This is a genomic window from Actinoplanes sp. NPDC051861 (assembly GCF_040681145.1).
Classification (GTDB): Bacteria; Actinomycetota; Actinomycetes; order Mycobacteriales; family Micromonosporaceae; genus Actinoplanes.
Genome location: NZ_JBFAYE010000010.1, coordinates 207,351 through 221,440 on the forward strand (window position 1 = coordinate 207,351; position 14,090 = coordinate 221,440).

At 71.4% G+C, this 14,090-nt stretch carries 11 protein-coding genes; 5 read left to right on the plus strand and 6 right to left on the minus strand.

From position 1 onward, the window contains the following. Genes AB0M02_RS25890 through AB0M02_RS25915 form a run of 6 tightly spaced genes read right to left on the minus strand, consistent with a single transcriptional unit; the run spans position 1 to position 7,597 of the window. Complete coding sequence (locus AB0M02_RS25890; protein WP_364231083.1) at positions 1–1,977, minus strand: ABC transporter permease subunit; 1,977 nt, start codon at positions 1,975–1,977, stop codon at positions 1–3. Then, entirely contained in the window at positions 1,977–3,014 is a 1,038-nt protein-coding gene (locus AB0M02_RS25895) for a glycine betaine/L-proline ABC transporter ATP-binding protein (RefSeq protein WP_364230934.1), read from the minus strand. The genes AB0M02_RS25890 and AB0M02_RS25895 overlap by 1 nt, the downstream gene beginning before the upstream one ends. 11 nt (positions 3,015–3,025) lie before the next feature. Further along, positions 3,026–4,495 (minus strand): aldehyde dehydrogenase family protein, encoded by a 1,470-nt coding sequence (locus AB0M02_RS25900; protein ID WP_364230935.1) that lies wholly within the window; start codon positions 4,493–4,495, stop codon positions 3,026–3,028. After that, entirely contained in the window at positions 4,492–6,144 is a 1,653-nt protein-coding gene (gene betA / locus AB0M02_RS25905; protein ID WP_364230936.1) for a choline dehydrogenase, read from the minus strand. The genes AB0M02_RS25900 and betA overlap by 4 nt, the downstream gene beginning before the upstream one ends. Continuing rightward, positions 6,141–6,461, minus strand: coding sequence for a bifunctional 3-phenylpropionate/cinnamic acid dioxygenase ferredoxin subunit (locus tag AB0M02_RS25910; RefSeq protein WP_364230939.1), 321 nt, complete (start codon positions 6,459–6,461; stop codon positions 6,141–6,143). Before AB0M02_RS25910 ends, betA begins: the two co-directional genes overlap by 4 nt. Then, entirely contained in the window at positions 6,461–7,597 is a 1,137-nt protein-coding gene (locus AB0M02_RS25915) for an FAD-dependent oxidoreductase (protein WP_364230941.1), read from the minus strand. The genes AB0M02_RS25910 and AB0M02_RS25915 overlap by 1 nt, the downstream gene beginning before the upstream one ends. Before the next feature lie 145 nt (positions 7,598–7,742). Here AB0M02_RS25915 and AB0M02_RS25920 point away from each other — a divergent pair, with 145 nt between their 5' ends. The 5 genes from AB0M02_RS25920 (at position 7,743) to AB0M02_RS25940 (ending at position 14,089) form a co-directional block, all read left to right on the plus strand. Next, positions 7,743–8,510: an IclR family transcriptional regulator gene (locus AB0M02_RS25920; RefSeq protein ID WP_364230943.1), complete on the plus strand. Its 768-nt coding sequence runs from the start codon at positions 7,743–7,745 to the stop codon at positions 8,508–8,510. A gap of 88 nt (positions 8,511–8,598) precedes the next feature. Next, a complete protein-coding gene (locus tag AB0M02_RS25925; protein WP_364230945.1) occupies positions 8,599–11,007 on the plus strand; it encodes an FAD-dependent oxidoreductase in 2,409 nt (802 codons plus the stop codon). Positions 11,008–11,029: 22 nt separating this feature from the next. Then, positions 11,030–12,133, plus strand: coding sequence for an aromatic ring-hydroxylating dioxygenase subunit alpha (locus AB0M02_RS25930; protein ID WP_364230947.1), 1,104 nt, complete (start codon positions 11,030–11,032; stop codon positions 12,131–12,133). Between the two features lie 36 nt (positions 12,134–12,169). After that, on the plus strand, positions 12,170–12,760 hold the full coding sequence (locus AB0M02_RS25935) for a MarR family transcriptional regulator (protein ID WP_364230949.1): 591 nt from the start codon (positions 12,170–12,172) through the stop codon (positions 12,758–12,760). A gap of 162 nt (positions 12,761–12,922) precedes the next feature. Beyond that, on the plus strand, positions 12,923–14,089 hold the full coding sequence (locus AB0M02_RS25940; protein WP_364230951.1) for a TetR/AcrR family transcriptional regulator: 1,167 nt from the start codon (positions 12,923–12,925) through the stop codon (positions 14,087–14,089). Position 14,090 lies beyond the last annotated feature (1 nt).

A 14,090-nucleotide genomic window follows, 5' to 3' on the forward strand; every position in this document is an offset into this window, starting at 1 on the left:
TCAATGACCTTTCAGGGGAGAGGAGGGGTTCGATGCGCGGGCGACGCGGTCGAGCAGGATGCCGAGCAGCACGATCGCCGCCCCGGCCGCGAGGCCCTTGCCGTAGAGCTGGCCCTGGGAGAAACCGGCGACCACGTCGTAGCCGAGCGCGCCGGCTCCGACCAGGCCGCCGACCACGACCATGGACAGCACGTAGATGAGGCCCTGGTTCGCCGCGAGCGTCAGCGACCGCCGGGCCATCGGCAGCTGGACCTTGGTGATCATCTGCCAGGTGCTGGACCCGGCGGCCGTGGCGGCCTCGACCGTGGTGGCGGGGATGCCCCGGATCCCGTCGGCGACGATCTTGATGGCCACCGGCGCGGCGAACACCACGGCCGCCACGATCGCGGTGAACCGGGTGGCCGAGAAGAGCGCCAGGAACGGCACCAGGTAGACGAAGGCCGGCATCGTCTGGCCGGCGTCCAGGGCCGGGCGCAGGATCCGGTCGGCGTAGCGGTTGCGGCCCATCCACACCCCGACGACCACACCGAGCACCATCACCAGGGCGGTCGCGACGATGGTCATGGCCAGCGTCGTCATGCTGTCCTGCCACAGCCCGGTGCCGATCAGCAGGCCGACGCAGACGGCGGCGGTGACCGCGGCGCGCACGCCGCCGATCAGCGCGCCCAGCGTCACGGCCACCGCGCCGACCAGCCACCACGGCGACTCCACGAGCAGCGTCTGCAACGGGTTGAGCAGGACGGTCGTGACCAGGTTCTTGATCCACTCGGTGGTGGTGGAGAGGTCCTCCTGCGCCCAGGCGGCCACCGTGTCGGCGCCCCGGGAGATGGCGCTGCCGATCCGGTACCGATCGGGGAACTCGGCGGCCCAGAAGTAGGTGTAGGACAGGTAGCCGCAGACCACGGCCACCACGCCGAGCCCGGCCACCAGCGGGCGGCGCCAGCGCGGAGGGCGGCCGACCTGGCGGGCCCGCTCGCCGGCCGCGGTGGTGACCCGGTCCAGCACGATGGCCATCACGACGATCGCGAGACCGGCGTTGAACGCGGTGCCGACGTCCAGCGTCTGCAGCGCCTTGATGACCGTCTTGCCCAGGCCGGGCGCGTCGATCAGGGCAGCGATCGTGACCATCGACAGCGCCGCCATGATCGTCTGGTTGACGCCCAGGACGATCGTGCGCTTGGACAGCGGCAGCAGCACCCCGGTCAGGGTCTGCAGGCGGGTGGCGCCCAGCGACTCGGTCGCCTCGACGGAGGCTCGCGGCACCGAGCGGATGCCGTGCGCGGTGAGGCGGATGGCCGGCGGCGCGGCGTAGATCAGCGTCGCGATCGTCGCCGAGGCCGGCCCGATCAGGAACAGCAGGGTCAGCGGCGCCAGGTAGACGAAGGTCGGCATCGTCTGCATGAAGTCCAGCACCGGCGTGATCAAGCGGTGGAACCGGTCGGAGAGCCCGGCCCAGATGCCCAGCGGGATGCCCACCAGCAGCGAGATCGCCACGGCCGAGACGGTCAGCGCGAGCGTGTCCATGCTCTCGCGCCACAGGCCTTGCAGCCCGAGGAAGACGAATCCACCCGCGGCGAGCACCGCAACGCGCCAATTGCCGAAGACCCAGGAGACGTACGCGACGAGCGCCACCACGCCGAGCCAGCCCAGCACCGGCACCGGGCGCCCGAACGACGGCTGCGCGATCAGATCCTGGACGAAGGTGACCAGCGCGTCGATGACCGCCCGGATCTCGTTGAAGAAGTACAGGAAGATCGGGCTGCTGTTCCGGTTCGCGCCGGCCGCGTCGTTCACGTCGTTCAGCCAACGGTGCAGCGGCGTGAGGTCGGCGGGGGAGAGGCCGAGCGTGTGAATGCCGTGCGCCGGCACCCAGACGGCCACCCAGGCCACCAGCACCGCGGCGACCAGCAGCGGCCGGCTCGGGCGGCGGCGCCACCCGGTGCGTACGGCGGTGACCGGCGCGGCCGTCGTGGCCATCACGCCGCCGCCTCCGCCTCGGTGACCACGGCCAGGATCTCCTCGCCGGTCACGACGCCGAGCAGCCGGCCGTCCTCGACGACCCGGGTCGGCTTCCCGGTGGCGAGCACGGCCTGGGCGGCGTCGCGGACCACCACGTCCGGGCCGAGCTCGGGGCCGTCCAGCTCGTCGTCCGGCCCGGGCTGCCGCATGATCCAGCGCAGGGTGAGCACCCGCGCGCGTGGCACGTCCCGGACGAAGTCGCGGACGTAGTCGTCGGCGGGGGCGGCCACCAGTTCGTCGCCGGTACCGCACTGGACCGGGCGGCCGTCCCGCATGATCAGGATCCGGTCGCCGAGCTTGAGCGCCTCGGACAGGTCGTGGGTGATGAAGACCATCGTCTTGCCGACCTCGCGGTGCAGCCGGATGACCTCGTTCTGCATGTCGCGCCGGATCAGCGGGTCGAGGGCGGAGAACGGCTCGTCGAAGTAGAGGACGTCGGGGTCGACGGCGAGGGCGCGGGCCAGGCCCACCCGCTGCTGCATGCCACCGGAGAGCTGGTCGGGGTAGCTGTGCTCGTACCCGTCCAGGCCGACCAGCTCGATGACCTCCATGGCCCGGCGGGTCCGCTCGGCCCGCCCGGCACCGCGGATCTCCAGCCCGTACGCCACGTTGTCGACGACCTGCCGGTACGGCAGCAGGCCGAAGTTCTGGAACACCATCGAGAACTTGCGCCGCCGCAGCTCGCGCAGCCGTTTGCGGCCGGCGCCCAGGATGTCCTCGCCCTCGAACACCACCTCGCCGGCGGTCGGCTCGACCAGGCGGGTCAGGCAGCGGACCAGGGTGGACTTGCCGGAGCCGGACAGGCCCATGACCACGAAGACCTCGCCGGGCGCGACGTCGAACGACACCTCGCGTACGGCGGCGGTGCAGCCGGTCCGGTCGATGAGCTCACGCCGCGACAGGGCGGCGAGCTCGGCGGACCGGGGAACCCGTTCGGCGTTGTGCCCGAACACCTTCCACAGGTCGCGGACCGAGATGACGGCGTCGGTGGTCATCGCGAAAACTCCTAGGGACGGAACCAGTGCTGCGGGCGGGGGTCGATGTTCTGCCAGATGTGCTTGGTCTCGCGGTACTCGGCGAGTCCGGTGGGGCCGAGCTCGCGGCCGACACCGGACTGCTTGAAACCACCCCACTCGGCCTGCGGCACGTACGGGTGGTAGTCGTTGATCCAGACGGTGCCGTGCCGCAGCCGCCGCGCGACCCGTTGGGCCTTTCCGGCGTCGCGGGTCCAGACCGCGCCGGCCAGGCCGTACTCGGTGTCGTTGGCGATGCGTACCGCCTCGTCCTCGCCGGTGAACGTCTCCACCGTCAGGACCGGCCCGAACGACTCCTCCCGCACGACGGTCATCCTCGAGCGGCAGCCGTCCAGAACCGTCGGCAGGTAGTAATAGCCGCCCGCGAGCGAGGGATCGTCCGGGCGGCGGCCGCCGCAGCGCAGCACGGCACCCTCCGCGACACCGGCGGCGACGTAGTCCTCGACCTTGGCCAGGTGCGCGGCCGAGATCAGCGGTCCGGTCTCCGCGCCGGCGTCGAACGGGCCGCCCGGCCGGATCCGCCCGGCCCGCTCGACGACCGCGTCGACGAACGCGTCGTGCAGCGAGGCCTCCACGACGAGCCGCGCGCCGGCCGAGCAGACCTGCCCCGAGTGCAGGAAGACCGCGGTCAGGGCGAAGTCCACCGCGGTCTCGAAGTCGGCGTCGGCGAAGACCACGTTCGGGTTCTTCCCACCGAGCTCCAGGGCCACTCGTTTGACCGTGGCGGCGGCCGCGGCCATCAGCGAGCGTCCGGTCCGCAGGCTGCCGGTGAACGAGATGAGGTCGACGTCCGGATGCTCGGCGAGCGGAGCACCGGCACCGGGCCCGGCGCCGAGTACCAGGTTGGCGACGCCGTCCGGCAGCCCGGCCTCCACCAGCAGCCGCATCAGCAGGATCGAGGTCGACGGGGTGAGTTCACTGGGCTTCAGGACGAACGTGTTGCCGGCCGCGAGCGCGGGTGCGACCTTCCACGACGCCTGCAGCAGCGGGTAGTTCCACGGTGTGATGAGCCCGCACACGCCGACCGGCTCGTGCACGACCCGGCTGATCGCGTCGGTGCGGCCGGTGTCGATGACCCGGCCCGCGTCGGTCGCCGCCGTTCCCGCGTAGTAGCGGAAGCAGGCGGCGACGTCGTCCATGTCGTACTCGCTCTCCACCAGGCGCTTGCCGGTGTCCAGCGATTCGGCGCGGGCGAGTTCCGCCCGGTCGCGGGTGATCAGGTCGGCGACCCGGTGCAGCAGGGCGCCGCGCTCGCCGGCCGGGGTCCGCGGCCACGGGCCCTCGTCGAACGCCTGCCGGGCGGCGCCGATCGCGGCGAGCGTGTCGGCGCGGCCGGCCTCGGCCACGGTGGCGACGAGGCTGCCGTCCGCCGGGCAGCGGATCTCGCGCTGCCCGCCTGCCTCGGGCGAGCGCCACTTCCCGCCGATCAGGAGCCCGCTCACCGGTCGCTTCCCTGGCGGTAGAACGGGACCTCGACCGGTTGCAGGGGGGTGTTGCCGAGGATCAGGTCGGCGGCCTTCTCGGCGACCATCATCACCGGGGCGTAGATGTTGCCGTTCGTCACGTACGGCATGACCGACGCGTCGACGACCCGCAGCCCGTCCACGCCGTGCACCCGCATGCTCGCCGGGTCGACCACCGACATCTCGTCCACACCCATCCGCGCCGTGCAGGAGGGGTGCAGCGCGGTCTCGCCCTCGCGGCGTACCCAATCAAGGATTTGATCGTCGGTCTCCACGGACGGCCCGGGGGAGATCTCGCCGCCGTTGAAGGGTTCCAGCGCGGGCTGGTTGAGGATCTTGCGGGCGACCCGGACCGCCTCGACCCACTCGCGGCGGTCCTGATCGGTGGAGAGGTAGTTGAAGCGCAGCGCGGGGTGCTCGCGCGGGTCCCGGCTGACGATCTTGACGCTGCCGCGGGCGTCGGAGTACATCGGCCCGACATGCACCTGATAGCCGTGGCCACCGGCCGGTGCCGAGCCGTCGTAGCGGACCGCGATGGGCAGGAAGTGGAACATCAGATTCGGGTACGCGACCGCGTCGTTGCTCCGGACGAACCCGCCCGCCTCGAAGTGGTTGGTCGCACCGGGTCCGCCGCGCAGGAACAGCCACTGCGCGCCGATCCAGGGCCGGTGGCGCCACTTCAGGTACGGCTGGACCGACACCGGCTGGGTGCACGCGTACTGGATGTACACCTCGAGGTGGTCCTGGAGGTTCTCGCCGACGCCGGGCAGGTGGTGGACCGGGTCGATGCCGAGCGCGCTCAGTTCGGCGGCGTTGCCGACACCGGAGAGCTGGAGCACCTGCGGCGTGTTGATCGCGCCGCCGCAGAGGATGACCTCGCCCGCATGGACCCGCCGGGAGCCCTTCCCGTGCGAGTACTCGACGCCGACCGCGCGGGTGCCGTCGAAGACGATCCGGGTGACCAGCGCCCGCGTCCGTACCGTGAGGTTGGGCCTGTTCATCGCCGGGTGCAGGTACGCCCGCGCCGCGGAGAGCCGCCGCCCCCGGCTGATCGTGCGGTCGAAGAGCCCGAAGCCCTCCTGGCGCTGCCCGTTGACGTCGTCGGTGGCGGCGTACCCGGCCTGCCGGCTCGCCTCCAGCATCGCCCCGAACAGCGGGTTGCTCCCCGGTCCGCGCTCCAGCACGAGCGGGCCGTCGTGCCCGCGGTACGGATCGGCGGCGTCCGCGGCCAGGCACGACTCCATCCGGTTGAAGTACGGCAGGCAGTGCGCGTAGTCCCAGTTCTCCATGCCGGGATCGGACGCCCACCGCTCGTAGTCCAGCGGGTTGCCGCGCTGGAAGATCATGCCGTTGATGCTGCTCGACCCGCCGAGGACCTTCCCCCGGGCGTGGTAGATCCGCCGGTCGTTCATGTGCGGCTCGGGCTCGGACTCGTACTTCCAGTCGTAGAACCGGCTGCCGATCGGGAACGTCAGCGCGGCCGGCATGTGGATGAAGACGTCCCACGGATAGTCCGGGCGGCCGGCCTCCAGCACCAGGACCCGGTTCGCCGGGTCGGCGCTGAGCCGGGCGGCGAGCGCGGAGCCGGCCGAGCCGCCGCCGACGATCACGAAGTCGTACCGGTTCATGGTCGCGCCTCCGCGGACAGGGCGACGTGCACCACGCCGCCGGTCACCTCGACGCGGTGGGTGCGCACCGGCCGCTTCGCCGGGGGAGCGTCGACGCTGCCGGTGCGCAAGTCGAATCGGGAGGCGTGCAGCGGGCACTCGACCTCGCACCCCTCCAGCCAGCCGTCGGCCAGGGAGGCGTCCTGGTGGGTGCAGGTGTCGTCGATCGCGAACACCTCGCCGTCCTCGGTGTGGAAGATCGCCACGGGCGGGTCGGAGTCCCACCGGTACGCCTCACCCCGGGGTATGGCGCTGAGCGGGCAGACGGGCTGCAACATCAAGCCTCCTGGGGCACGGCACTCAGCTGGCGGCGCCAGCGGGTGAACAGTCGCGGCTGGTCCATGCCGAGTACGGCGACCGGGCGGCCGTCGCGTTCGTAGAGGGCGAGGAACGAGCGCTGCTCCGGGTCGCCCTCGACGATCCGCACCTGGTCGCCGGGTTCCCGGTGGCCGGCGAACTGGAGGCGGACGCCGTACTGGTCGGACCAGAAGTAGGGCGCGCGGGCCGGTGCGGCGGTGCGGCCGAGCAGGGTGGCCACCGCGGTCGCGGGGTGCTCCAGCGCGTGGGTCCAGTGCTCGTGGCGCAGGGCGGAGCCGGCGAACACGGCGCAGTCGCCGGTGGCGACCACACCGGGCAGCCCGGTCGCGCCGGCCGGGTCGGTCACCACGCCGCCCGCGATCGTCAGCCCGGAGCCGTCCAGCCACTCCACGTTGGGCACGGCGCCGATCCCGGCCACGACGACATCGGCCGGCAGCAGCGTGCCGTCGGCGAGCTCGACCCCCTCGACCCGGTCCGACCCGATCAGCCTACTGACGGCGGTGCCGGTCAGCAGGCGTACGCCGTGGTCGCCGTGCAGGCGGGCGCATACCTCGCCCATCTCCGTGCCGAGGGGCCCGGCGAGTGGTGCGGGCAGGGCCTCCACGACGGTGACGTCGAGGCCCAGCGACCGTGCGCTGGACGCGACCTCGGCGCCGATGAAGCCGGCACCGATGACGACCACCCGGCCCGCGCGGCGCAGATCGTCGCGCAGTGCGACGGCGTCGTCGAGGGTGCGCAGGGTGTGCACGCCGGCGCCGCCGAGCTTGCGGGCCCGGGCGCCGGTGGCGATGACGACCCCGTCGACCCGGATCTCGTCACCGGTGTCGAGGTGGACGCCGCGGCCGGCGGGGTCGAGCCGGGTGGCGGTCGTTCCCAGCCGCCACCGCACCCCGAGATCCTCGTCGTCGTCGACGAGCGCCAGGTCCGCGACCGAGCACCCGCCGGTCAGGAAATCCTTGGACAGCGGCGGGCGGTCGTAGGGGGCGTGGTGTTCGGCGCCGATCACGATGATCTCGCCGGCGAAGGATTGACGGCGCAGGGCGCGGGCGGCAGCGAGGCCCGCCAGGGAGGCACCGACAATCGCGACTTTCTCCACGCCAGCTACCGCCTCCGTTGTGGAACACGAAACAGCGAGTGGAATCCGCAACAGAGTGCCCGGCGTATTGATCGATAGTCAAGAGAACCTCAACGACGCGTCACGTCTCGCAACTTCCCCGTAATCACTGGCTTATCGTTGCGCGATGAGCAACAGCAACCCGGCTCTCGTGCAGTCCGTCGACCGAGCGCTGAGCATCCTGGAGATCCTGGCCAGGCGGCGGGGTGCCGGTGTCACCGAGATCGGCAAGGAGCTCGGCGTCCACAAGTCGACCGCCTTCCGCCTGCTCGCCGCGCTGGAGAGCCGCGGCTTCGTGGAGCAGGCGCAGGACCGCGGCACCTACCGTCTCGGTCTCGGCGTCGTGCGCCTGGCCGGTGCCGTCGCCGCACAGCTCGACCTCAGCCGGCAGGGCCACGACGCGTGCGACCGCCTCGCCGCGGACATGGGCGAGACCGTCAACATCGCGATCCTCGACAGCAACCGGGCCGTGAACATCACCCAGAGCCGCGGCGCCGCCTCGATCAGCAGCCACAACTGGGTCGGACGGCAGACACCGTTGCACGCCACCTCCAGCGGCAAGGTCCTGCTGGCCTTCGCGCCGGCGGCCGTCCGGGCCGCGGTCCTCGCCGAGCCCCTCGACCGGTTCACCGGCGCGACGCTCACCGGCGAGGCCGAGCTGAACGCGGAGCTCGACGTGATCCGGGAGTCGGGGTGGGCCTTCACGGCGGAGGAGTACGAGGTGGGCCTCAACGCCGTCGCCGCACCGATCCGGGGTGCCGACGGTGCGGTGGTGGCAGCCCTCAGCGTCTCCGGCCCGGCGTACCGGCTGGACCGCGAGGCGTTCCCGGAGATCGCGAAACGGGTGATCGCGGCGGCCGGCGAGGTGAGCGCCCGGATGGGATTTCTGCCATGAGTGATTGACGACCGGCGGCCGAGTCCGTGAAGCTGTTGCGTATTCCAGCGTGAGTTGCGCTTCATGAAACGCACACAGGTGGACTTCTATGACTCCTCGCGTAGTCATCATCGGTGCCGGCGTCGTCGGCAGCGCCCTGGCGGACGAGCTCACCGAACGCGGCTGGACCGACGTCACCGTCGTCGACCAGGGCCGTCTGCCCGTCCCCGGCGGTTCCAGCTCGCACGCCCCCGGACTCGTCTTCCAGACCAACCCGTCGAAGACCATGACCGAGATGGCCGCGTACACGGTGCGCAAGCTGAGCGGCCTCACCCTCGACGGCCGGAGGTGCTTCCGGCAGGTCGGCGGCCTCGAGGTGGCCACCACCGAGGCCCGGTGGACCGACCTCAAGCGCAAGCACGGCCTGGCCACCTCGTGGGGTGTCGAGGCCGAGTTGCTGGACGCGGCCGGGTGCGCCGCCCTCCATCCGCTGCTCGACCCGGGCCGGATCCTCGGCGGCTTCCACGTCCCGGCCGACGGCCTGGCCGAGGCGGTCCGCGCGGTCCAGGCGCAGGCGGGCCGTGCCATCGAGCGCGGAGCCCGCTTCCTGGGCGAGCACAAGGTGATCGGAATCGGTCAGAAGGGCGGCCGGGTCACCGGCGTCGAGACCGACCGGGGCTTTCTCATGGCCGACGTCGTGGTCTGCGCCGCCGGGTTCTGGGGCCCCGAGATCGGCCGGATGGCGGGACTCACCGTGCCGCTGCTACCGCTCGGCCACCAGTACGCCAAGACCGGCCCGGTGCCGACCCTGGCCGGCGTCGACGCCGCTCCCATCCTGCGCCATCAGGACCAGGACCTCTACTACCGCGCGCACGGCGACCGCCTCGGCATCGGCTACTACGGCCACCGGCCGATGCTGATCGACGAGCTCGGCCCGGACCCAGCCATGCCCAGCGTCCTGCCGTTCACCTCCGACGACTTCGCGCCGGCCTGGCAGGAGAGCCTCGCCCTGTTGCCGGACCTCGGCGGCGCCAAGGTGGAGGAGGGGATGAACGGCATCTTCTCGTTCACCCCCGACGGGTTCCCGGTGCTCGGCGAGCACCGTGACCTGGCCGGCTTCTGGGTGGCCGAGGCGGTGTGGGTGACGCACTCGGCCGGCGTGGCCCGGGCCGTGGCGCAGTGGCTCGTGGACGGGCAGCCGGGCGTCGACCTGCACGAGTGCGAGCTGTACCGGTTCGAGGACGTGCACCTCGCGCCGAGCTTCATCACCGAGCGCGGGAAGCAGAACTTCGTCGAGGTCTACGACATCGTCCACCCGCTGCAGCCGATGGAGCGGCCCCGCCCGATGCGGACCAGCCCCTTCTATCCTCGCCAGCGGGAACTGGGCGCGGTCTTCCTGGAAGGCGCCGGCTGGGAGCGCCCGTTCTGGTACGAGTCCAACGCCGCCCTGCCCCCCGTCCAGGTCCCCGAGCGGGACGAGTGGTCGGCGCGCTACTGGTCGCCGATCGCCGCGGCCGAGGCCACCGTCACCCGGCAGCGGGTCGCGATGTTCGACATGACACCGCTGAAGCGACTCGAGGTCAGCGGCCCCGGCGCCCTCGCGTTCCTGCAGCGGCTGACGACCAACGAGCTGGACAAGCCGCCCGGCTCGGTCACGTACACGCTGATGCTCGGCCACGACGGCGGCGTCCGCAGTGACCTCACCGTGGCCCGTCTCGGCGACCAGGCGTTCCAGGTCGGCGCGAACGGCCCGCTCGACGAGGACTGGATGATCCGGCACCTGCCCGAGGACGGCTCGGTACGGGTCCGCGACATCACCGCCGGCACCTGCTGCGTCGGCCTGTGGGGCCCGCTCGCCCGGGACGTGCTGCAGCCGCTGACCCGCGAGGACTTCTCCAACACCGCGCTGCGGTACTTCAAGGCGCAGCGGGCCTACATCGGCGAGGTGCCGGTGACCGCGATGCGCCTGTCCTACGTCGGCGAGCTCGGCTGGGAGCTGTACACCACGGCCGACCTGGGCCTCAAGCTGTGGGACACGCTCTGGGAGGCGGGCCGGGAGCACGGGATCATCGCGGCCGGGCGCAGCGCCTTCAACAGCCTGCGCCTGGAGAAGGGCTACCGGGCCTGGGGTGTCGACATGACGGCCGAACACGATCCGTTCGAAGCGGGGCTCGCGTTCGCCGTACGCATGGAAAAGGGTGATTTCATCGGCCGTGCCGCGCTCGAAGGCCGCTCGCCGCAGACGGCCTCGCGTCTTCTCACCTGCCTGACCCTCGACGATCCGGCCGCCGTGGTGATGGGCAAGGAGCCGGTGTTCGCCGGCGGCGTCCCGGCCGGTTACGTCACCAGCGCCGCATACGGATACACCGTCGGCCGCACCGTCGCCTACGCCTGGCTGCCCGCCGCGCTGTCCGTGCCGGGCACCGCGGTGACCGTCGAGTACTTCGGCGAGCGGCTGCCGGCGACCGTCGCGGCCGAGCCGCTGTTCGACCCGAAGATGGAACGAATCCGCCGGTAACTGCTCTGTCGAGGTGCGCATCGTGACCGCAAGCCTGATCCCGACCCTCCCCGGCCACTACTACACCGATCCCGCGATCTTCGCGCTCGAGCAAGCCCGGATCTTCGAGAACATGTGGTTCTGCGCGGTGCGAGCGAGCGACCTGCCCACACCCGGCACCTTCCGGTCGGTCACCGTCGGGCGGGAGAGCATCCTGATCGTTCGCGGTCGCGACGGCGGGCTGCGCGCTTTCCTGAACATCTGCCGCCACCGCGGCGCCCGGCTCTGCACGACGGCGGCCGGCGAGGTCAAACGCGCATTCCAGTGCCCGTATCACGCCTGGACCTACGGCCTCGACGGCAAGCTGATCGCCGCGCCCAACCTGACGAAGATGCCCGACATCGACCGTGTCGAATACGGACTCGTCCGCGTCCACCTGCGCGAATGGCTCGGCTATGCCTGGGTCTGCCTGTCCGACCGGCCGCCGTCCTTCGAGGACGAGGTGATGGGCGCGGTCACCGAGCGGCTCGGCGCGCTGTCCGCGATCGACTCCTACGAGATCGACACTCTTCAGGTCGGAAAGCGCATATCGTACGATGTGCGCGCGAACTGGAAACTGATCGTCGAGAACTTCATGGAGTGCTACCACTGCGCGACGATCCACCCCGAGCTCACCGAGGTGCTGCCGGAGTTCGCCGGCGGTTATGCCGCGCAGTACTACGTCGGCCACGGTGCCGAGTTCGGCGCGGACATCAAGGGCTTCACCGTCGACGGCAGCGAGGGCCTGCCGAAGCTGCCCGGCGTGACCGACGACCAGGACCGCCGCTACTACGCCATCACCATCAAGCCGCAGGTCTTCATCAACCTGGTGCCCGACCACATCATCTGGCACCGCATGTACCCGGTCGCCGAGGACCGCACGATCGTCGAGTGCGACTGGCTCTACTCCACGGAGGTCGTCGCCTCCGGTCGCGACGTCTCCCGCTCCGTCGAACTCTTCGACCGCGTCAACCTCCAGGACTTCGACGCCTGCGAACGCTGCCAGCCCGCGATGAGCTCCCGCGCCTACGCCAACGGCGGCGTCCTGGTCCCCTCGGAGCACCACATTGGCGCCTTCCACGAGTGGGTCACCACCCGTTTGGCGTAACACTCCTTGCGGATCGTGCAAGGTACTATGCAGGATGTGCAAGCACGTTCTCGTCTCCTGCCTCTTCTGCGCTCGCAGTTGCTCGGTGAGCTGCTCGCGTGGATCTGCCTGCACCCGGAAAGCAGCTATTCCGTGACCGAGTTGGCTCAGCGCCTCGGCGCTTCCCAGTCGACGGTGAGCCGGGAGGCCGACAGGCTGGTCGAGGCGGGTCTCGTCCGGGAGGTGCGACGGGGAAACCTCAGGCTGCTCCGGTTCGAGTCCGACAATCCGCTCGCCCGGCCGCTCACTGAGCTCATGGCGCTGACCTATGGACCGGCTCCGGTCCTGGCCGAGCTCCTCCCCGCCGTGGACGGCGTGGCCGAGGCGTACATCCACGGCTCATGGGCGGCGCGCTACGCGGGGGAGGCCGGACCGCCGCCACGAGACGTCGACGTCCTCGTCGTCGGGGACGCCGACGACGACGAGTTGGCGGACGCGGCCACCGCGGCGGAACGGCTCCTGGGCCGCGAGGTGAACATGCACCGCCTGTCCACGGAGGCCTGGCACTCGACCGCCGGCGATCCCTTCCTGACGTCGGTGCGCAGCCGCCCGATCTACCCGCTCGTCAAGCCGGAGGCCAGTTCATGAAGTCGAATATCCGTCTGCGGCGGCACCCGTCGTCGGCTCTGACGAGATCGTCCGGGACGCGCCGAAGGTCGAGGAAATCATCGATGTCGCTGCTCGTGTTCTCGACCAGATGAGTCCGCTCTAACGGCGGGTATGGGATCTCGCTGTGATTGACTGGCACTCATGGTGACCGCCGGGCCGACCGCGGCCACCCGACCGCACAACCGCAGGCAGCTCATCATCGAGGCGGCCGGTCAGGTGTTCAGTGGGCGCGGATATCACGCGGCGTCCATGGAGGAGATCGCCGCCGGGGTGGGTATCAGCGCGGCCGCGCTCTATCGGCATTTCCCGAACAAGTACGCGCTGTTCGCCGAGTGCGCCGACATCATGGCGGACCGGCTTGTCGCCGCGCTCGACGAGGCGCCGCCGGACGCCGGTCTGCGGGACGTGCTCGCGGCTCTCGTACGGGTCACGGTCGCGCACCGCGACGCCGGCGGGCTGTACCGGTGGGAGGCCCGCTACCTGGAGCGCGACGACCGGCGGCGGCTGCGGGAGAAGTTCGGGCACGTCGTGGGGCGGGTGGCCGAGGCGGTGCGGCGCGAGTTCCCGCTGCCGGGCGAGGACCTGCGGGCAGCGGCGGCGCTCGGTGCGATCGGGTCGATCACCATGCATCACACGTCGACCGCTCAGCGCCGGGTCGAGGATCTGCTGCTGGCGTCCGCGACGGGTGTGGTCGCGGCCGACCCTGCGGCGGCCGAGGGGAGCGCGGCCTCGGTCGAACTGCCCGCGCAGCCGGTGCCGCGTACCCGGCGTGCCGAGATCCTGGCGGCGGCCGTGCCGCTGTTCGCGCGCGACGGGTTCGCGACCGTCACGAACGGGCAGATCGCGCAGGCGGTGGGGCTGGCCCCGTCCGCGATCTACCGGCACTACCCGGGCAAGGTCGACATCCTGGTGGCCGCGTGCCTGCAGGCGGCGGGCCTGCTGGCACAGGCCGTGGACCGCAGCCTCGACCGGCGGGCCGGCCCGCGCGAGTCGGTGATCGCGCTGGCCGCGGCGTACGTCGCCTACAGCTTCGAGCACAACGCGCTGAACAGCGTCGCCGAGGCCGAGATCCGCGGTCTGCCGGACGACCTGCGAAGGCCGCTGATCCTCGCCCAGCGTGAGCACATCGCGGTCTGGGAGCAGCAGTTGCGCACGGCCCGGCCGGAGCTCGACCCGCGTCAGGCCCGGCTGCTGGTGCACGCCGGGTTCGGCGTGGTCGTCGAGGCCGGGCGTGCGCTGCGCTGGCAGGACACACCCGGCCACCGGGACGCGGTCACGGCACTGGTGACCGGCGCCCTGACACTGTGAG

Coding starts and splice junctions, on each gene's coding strand:
- AB0M02_RS25890 (WP_364231083.1), bottom strand. CDS start 1,977: ATGGCCACGACGGCCGCGCCGGTCACCGCCGTACGCACCGGGTGGCGC.
- AB0M02_RS25895 (WP_364230934.1), bottom strand. CDS start 3,014: ATGACCACCGACGCCGTCATCTCGGTCCGCGACCTGTGGAAGGTGTTC.
- betA (WP_364230936.1), bottom strand. CDS start 6,144: ATGAACCGGTACGACTTCGTGATCGTCGGCGGCGGCTCGGCCGGCTCC.
- AB0M02_RS25910 (WP_364230939.1), bottom strand. CDS start 6,461: ATGTTGCAGCCCGTCTGCCCGCTCAGCGCCATACCCCGGGGTGAGGCG.
- AB0M02_RS25920 (WP_364230943.1), top strand. CDS start 7,743: ATGAGCAACAGCAACCCGGCTCTCGTGCAGTCCGTCGACCGAGCGCTG.
- AB0M02_RS25925 (WP_364230945.1), top strand. CDS start 8,599: ATGACTCCTCGCGTAGTCATCATCGGTGCCGGCGTCGTCGGCAGCGCC.
- AB0M02_RS25940 (WP_364230951.1), top strand. CDS start 12,923: ATGGTGACCGCCGGGCCGACCGCGGCCACCCGACCGCACAACCGCAGG.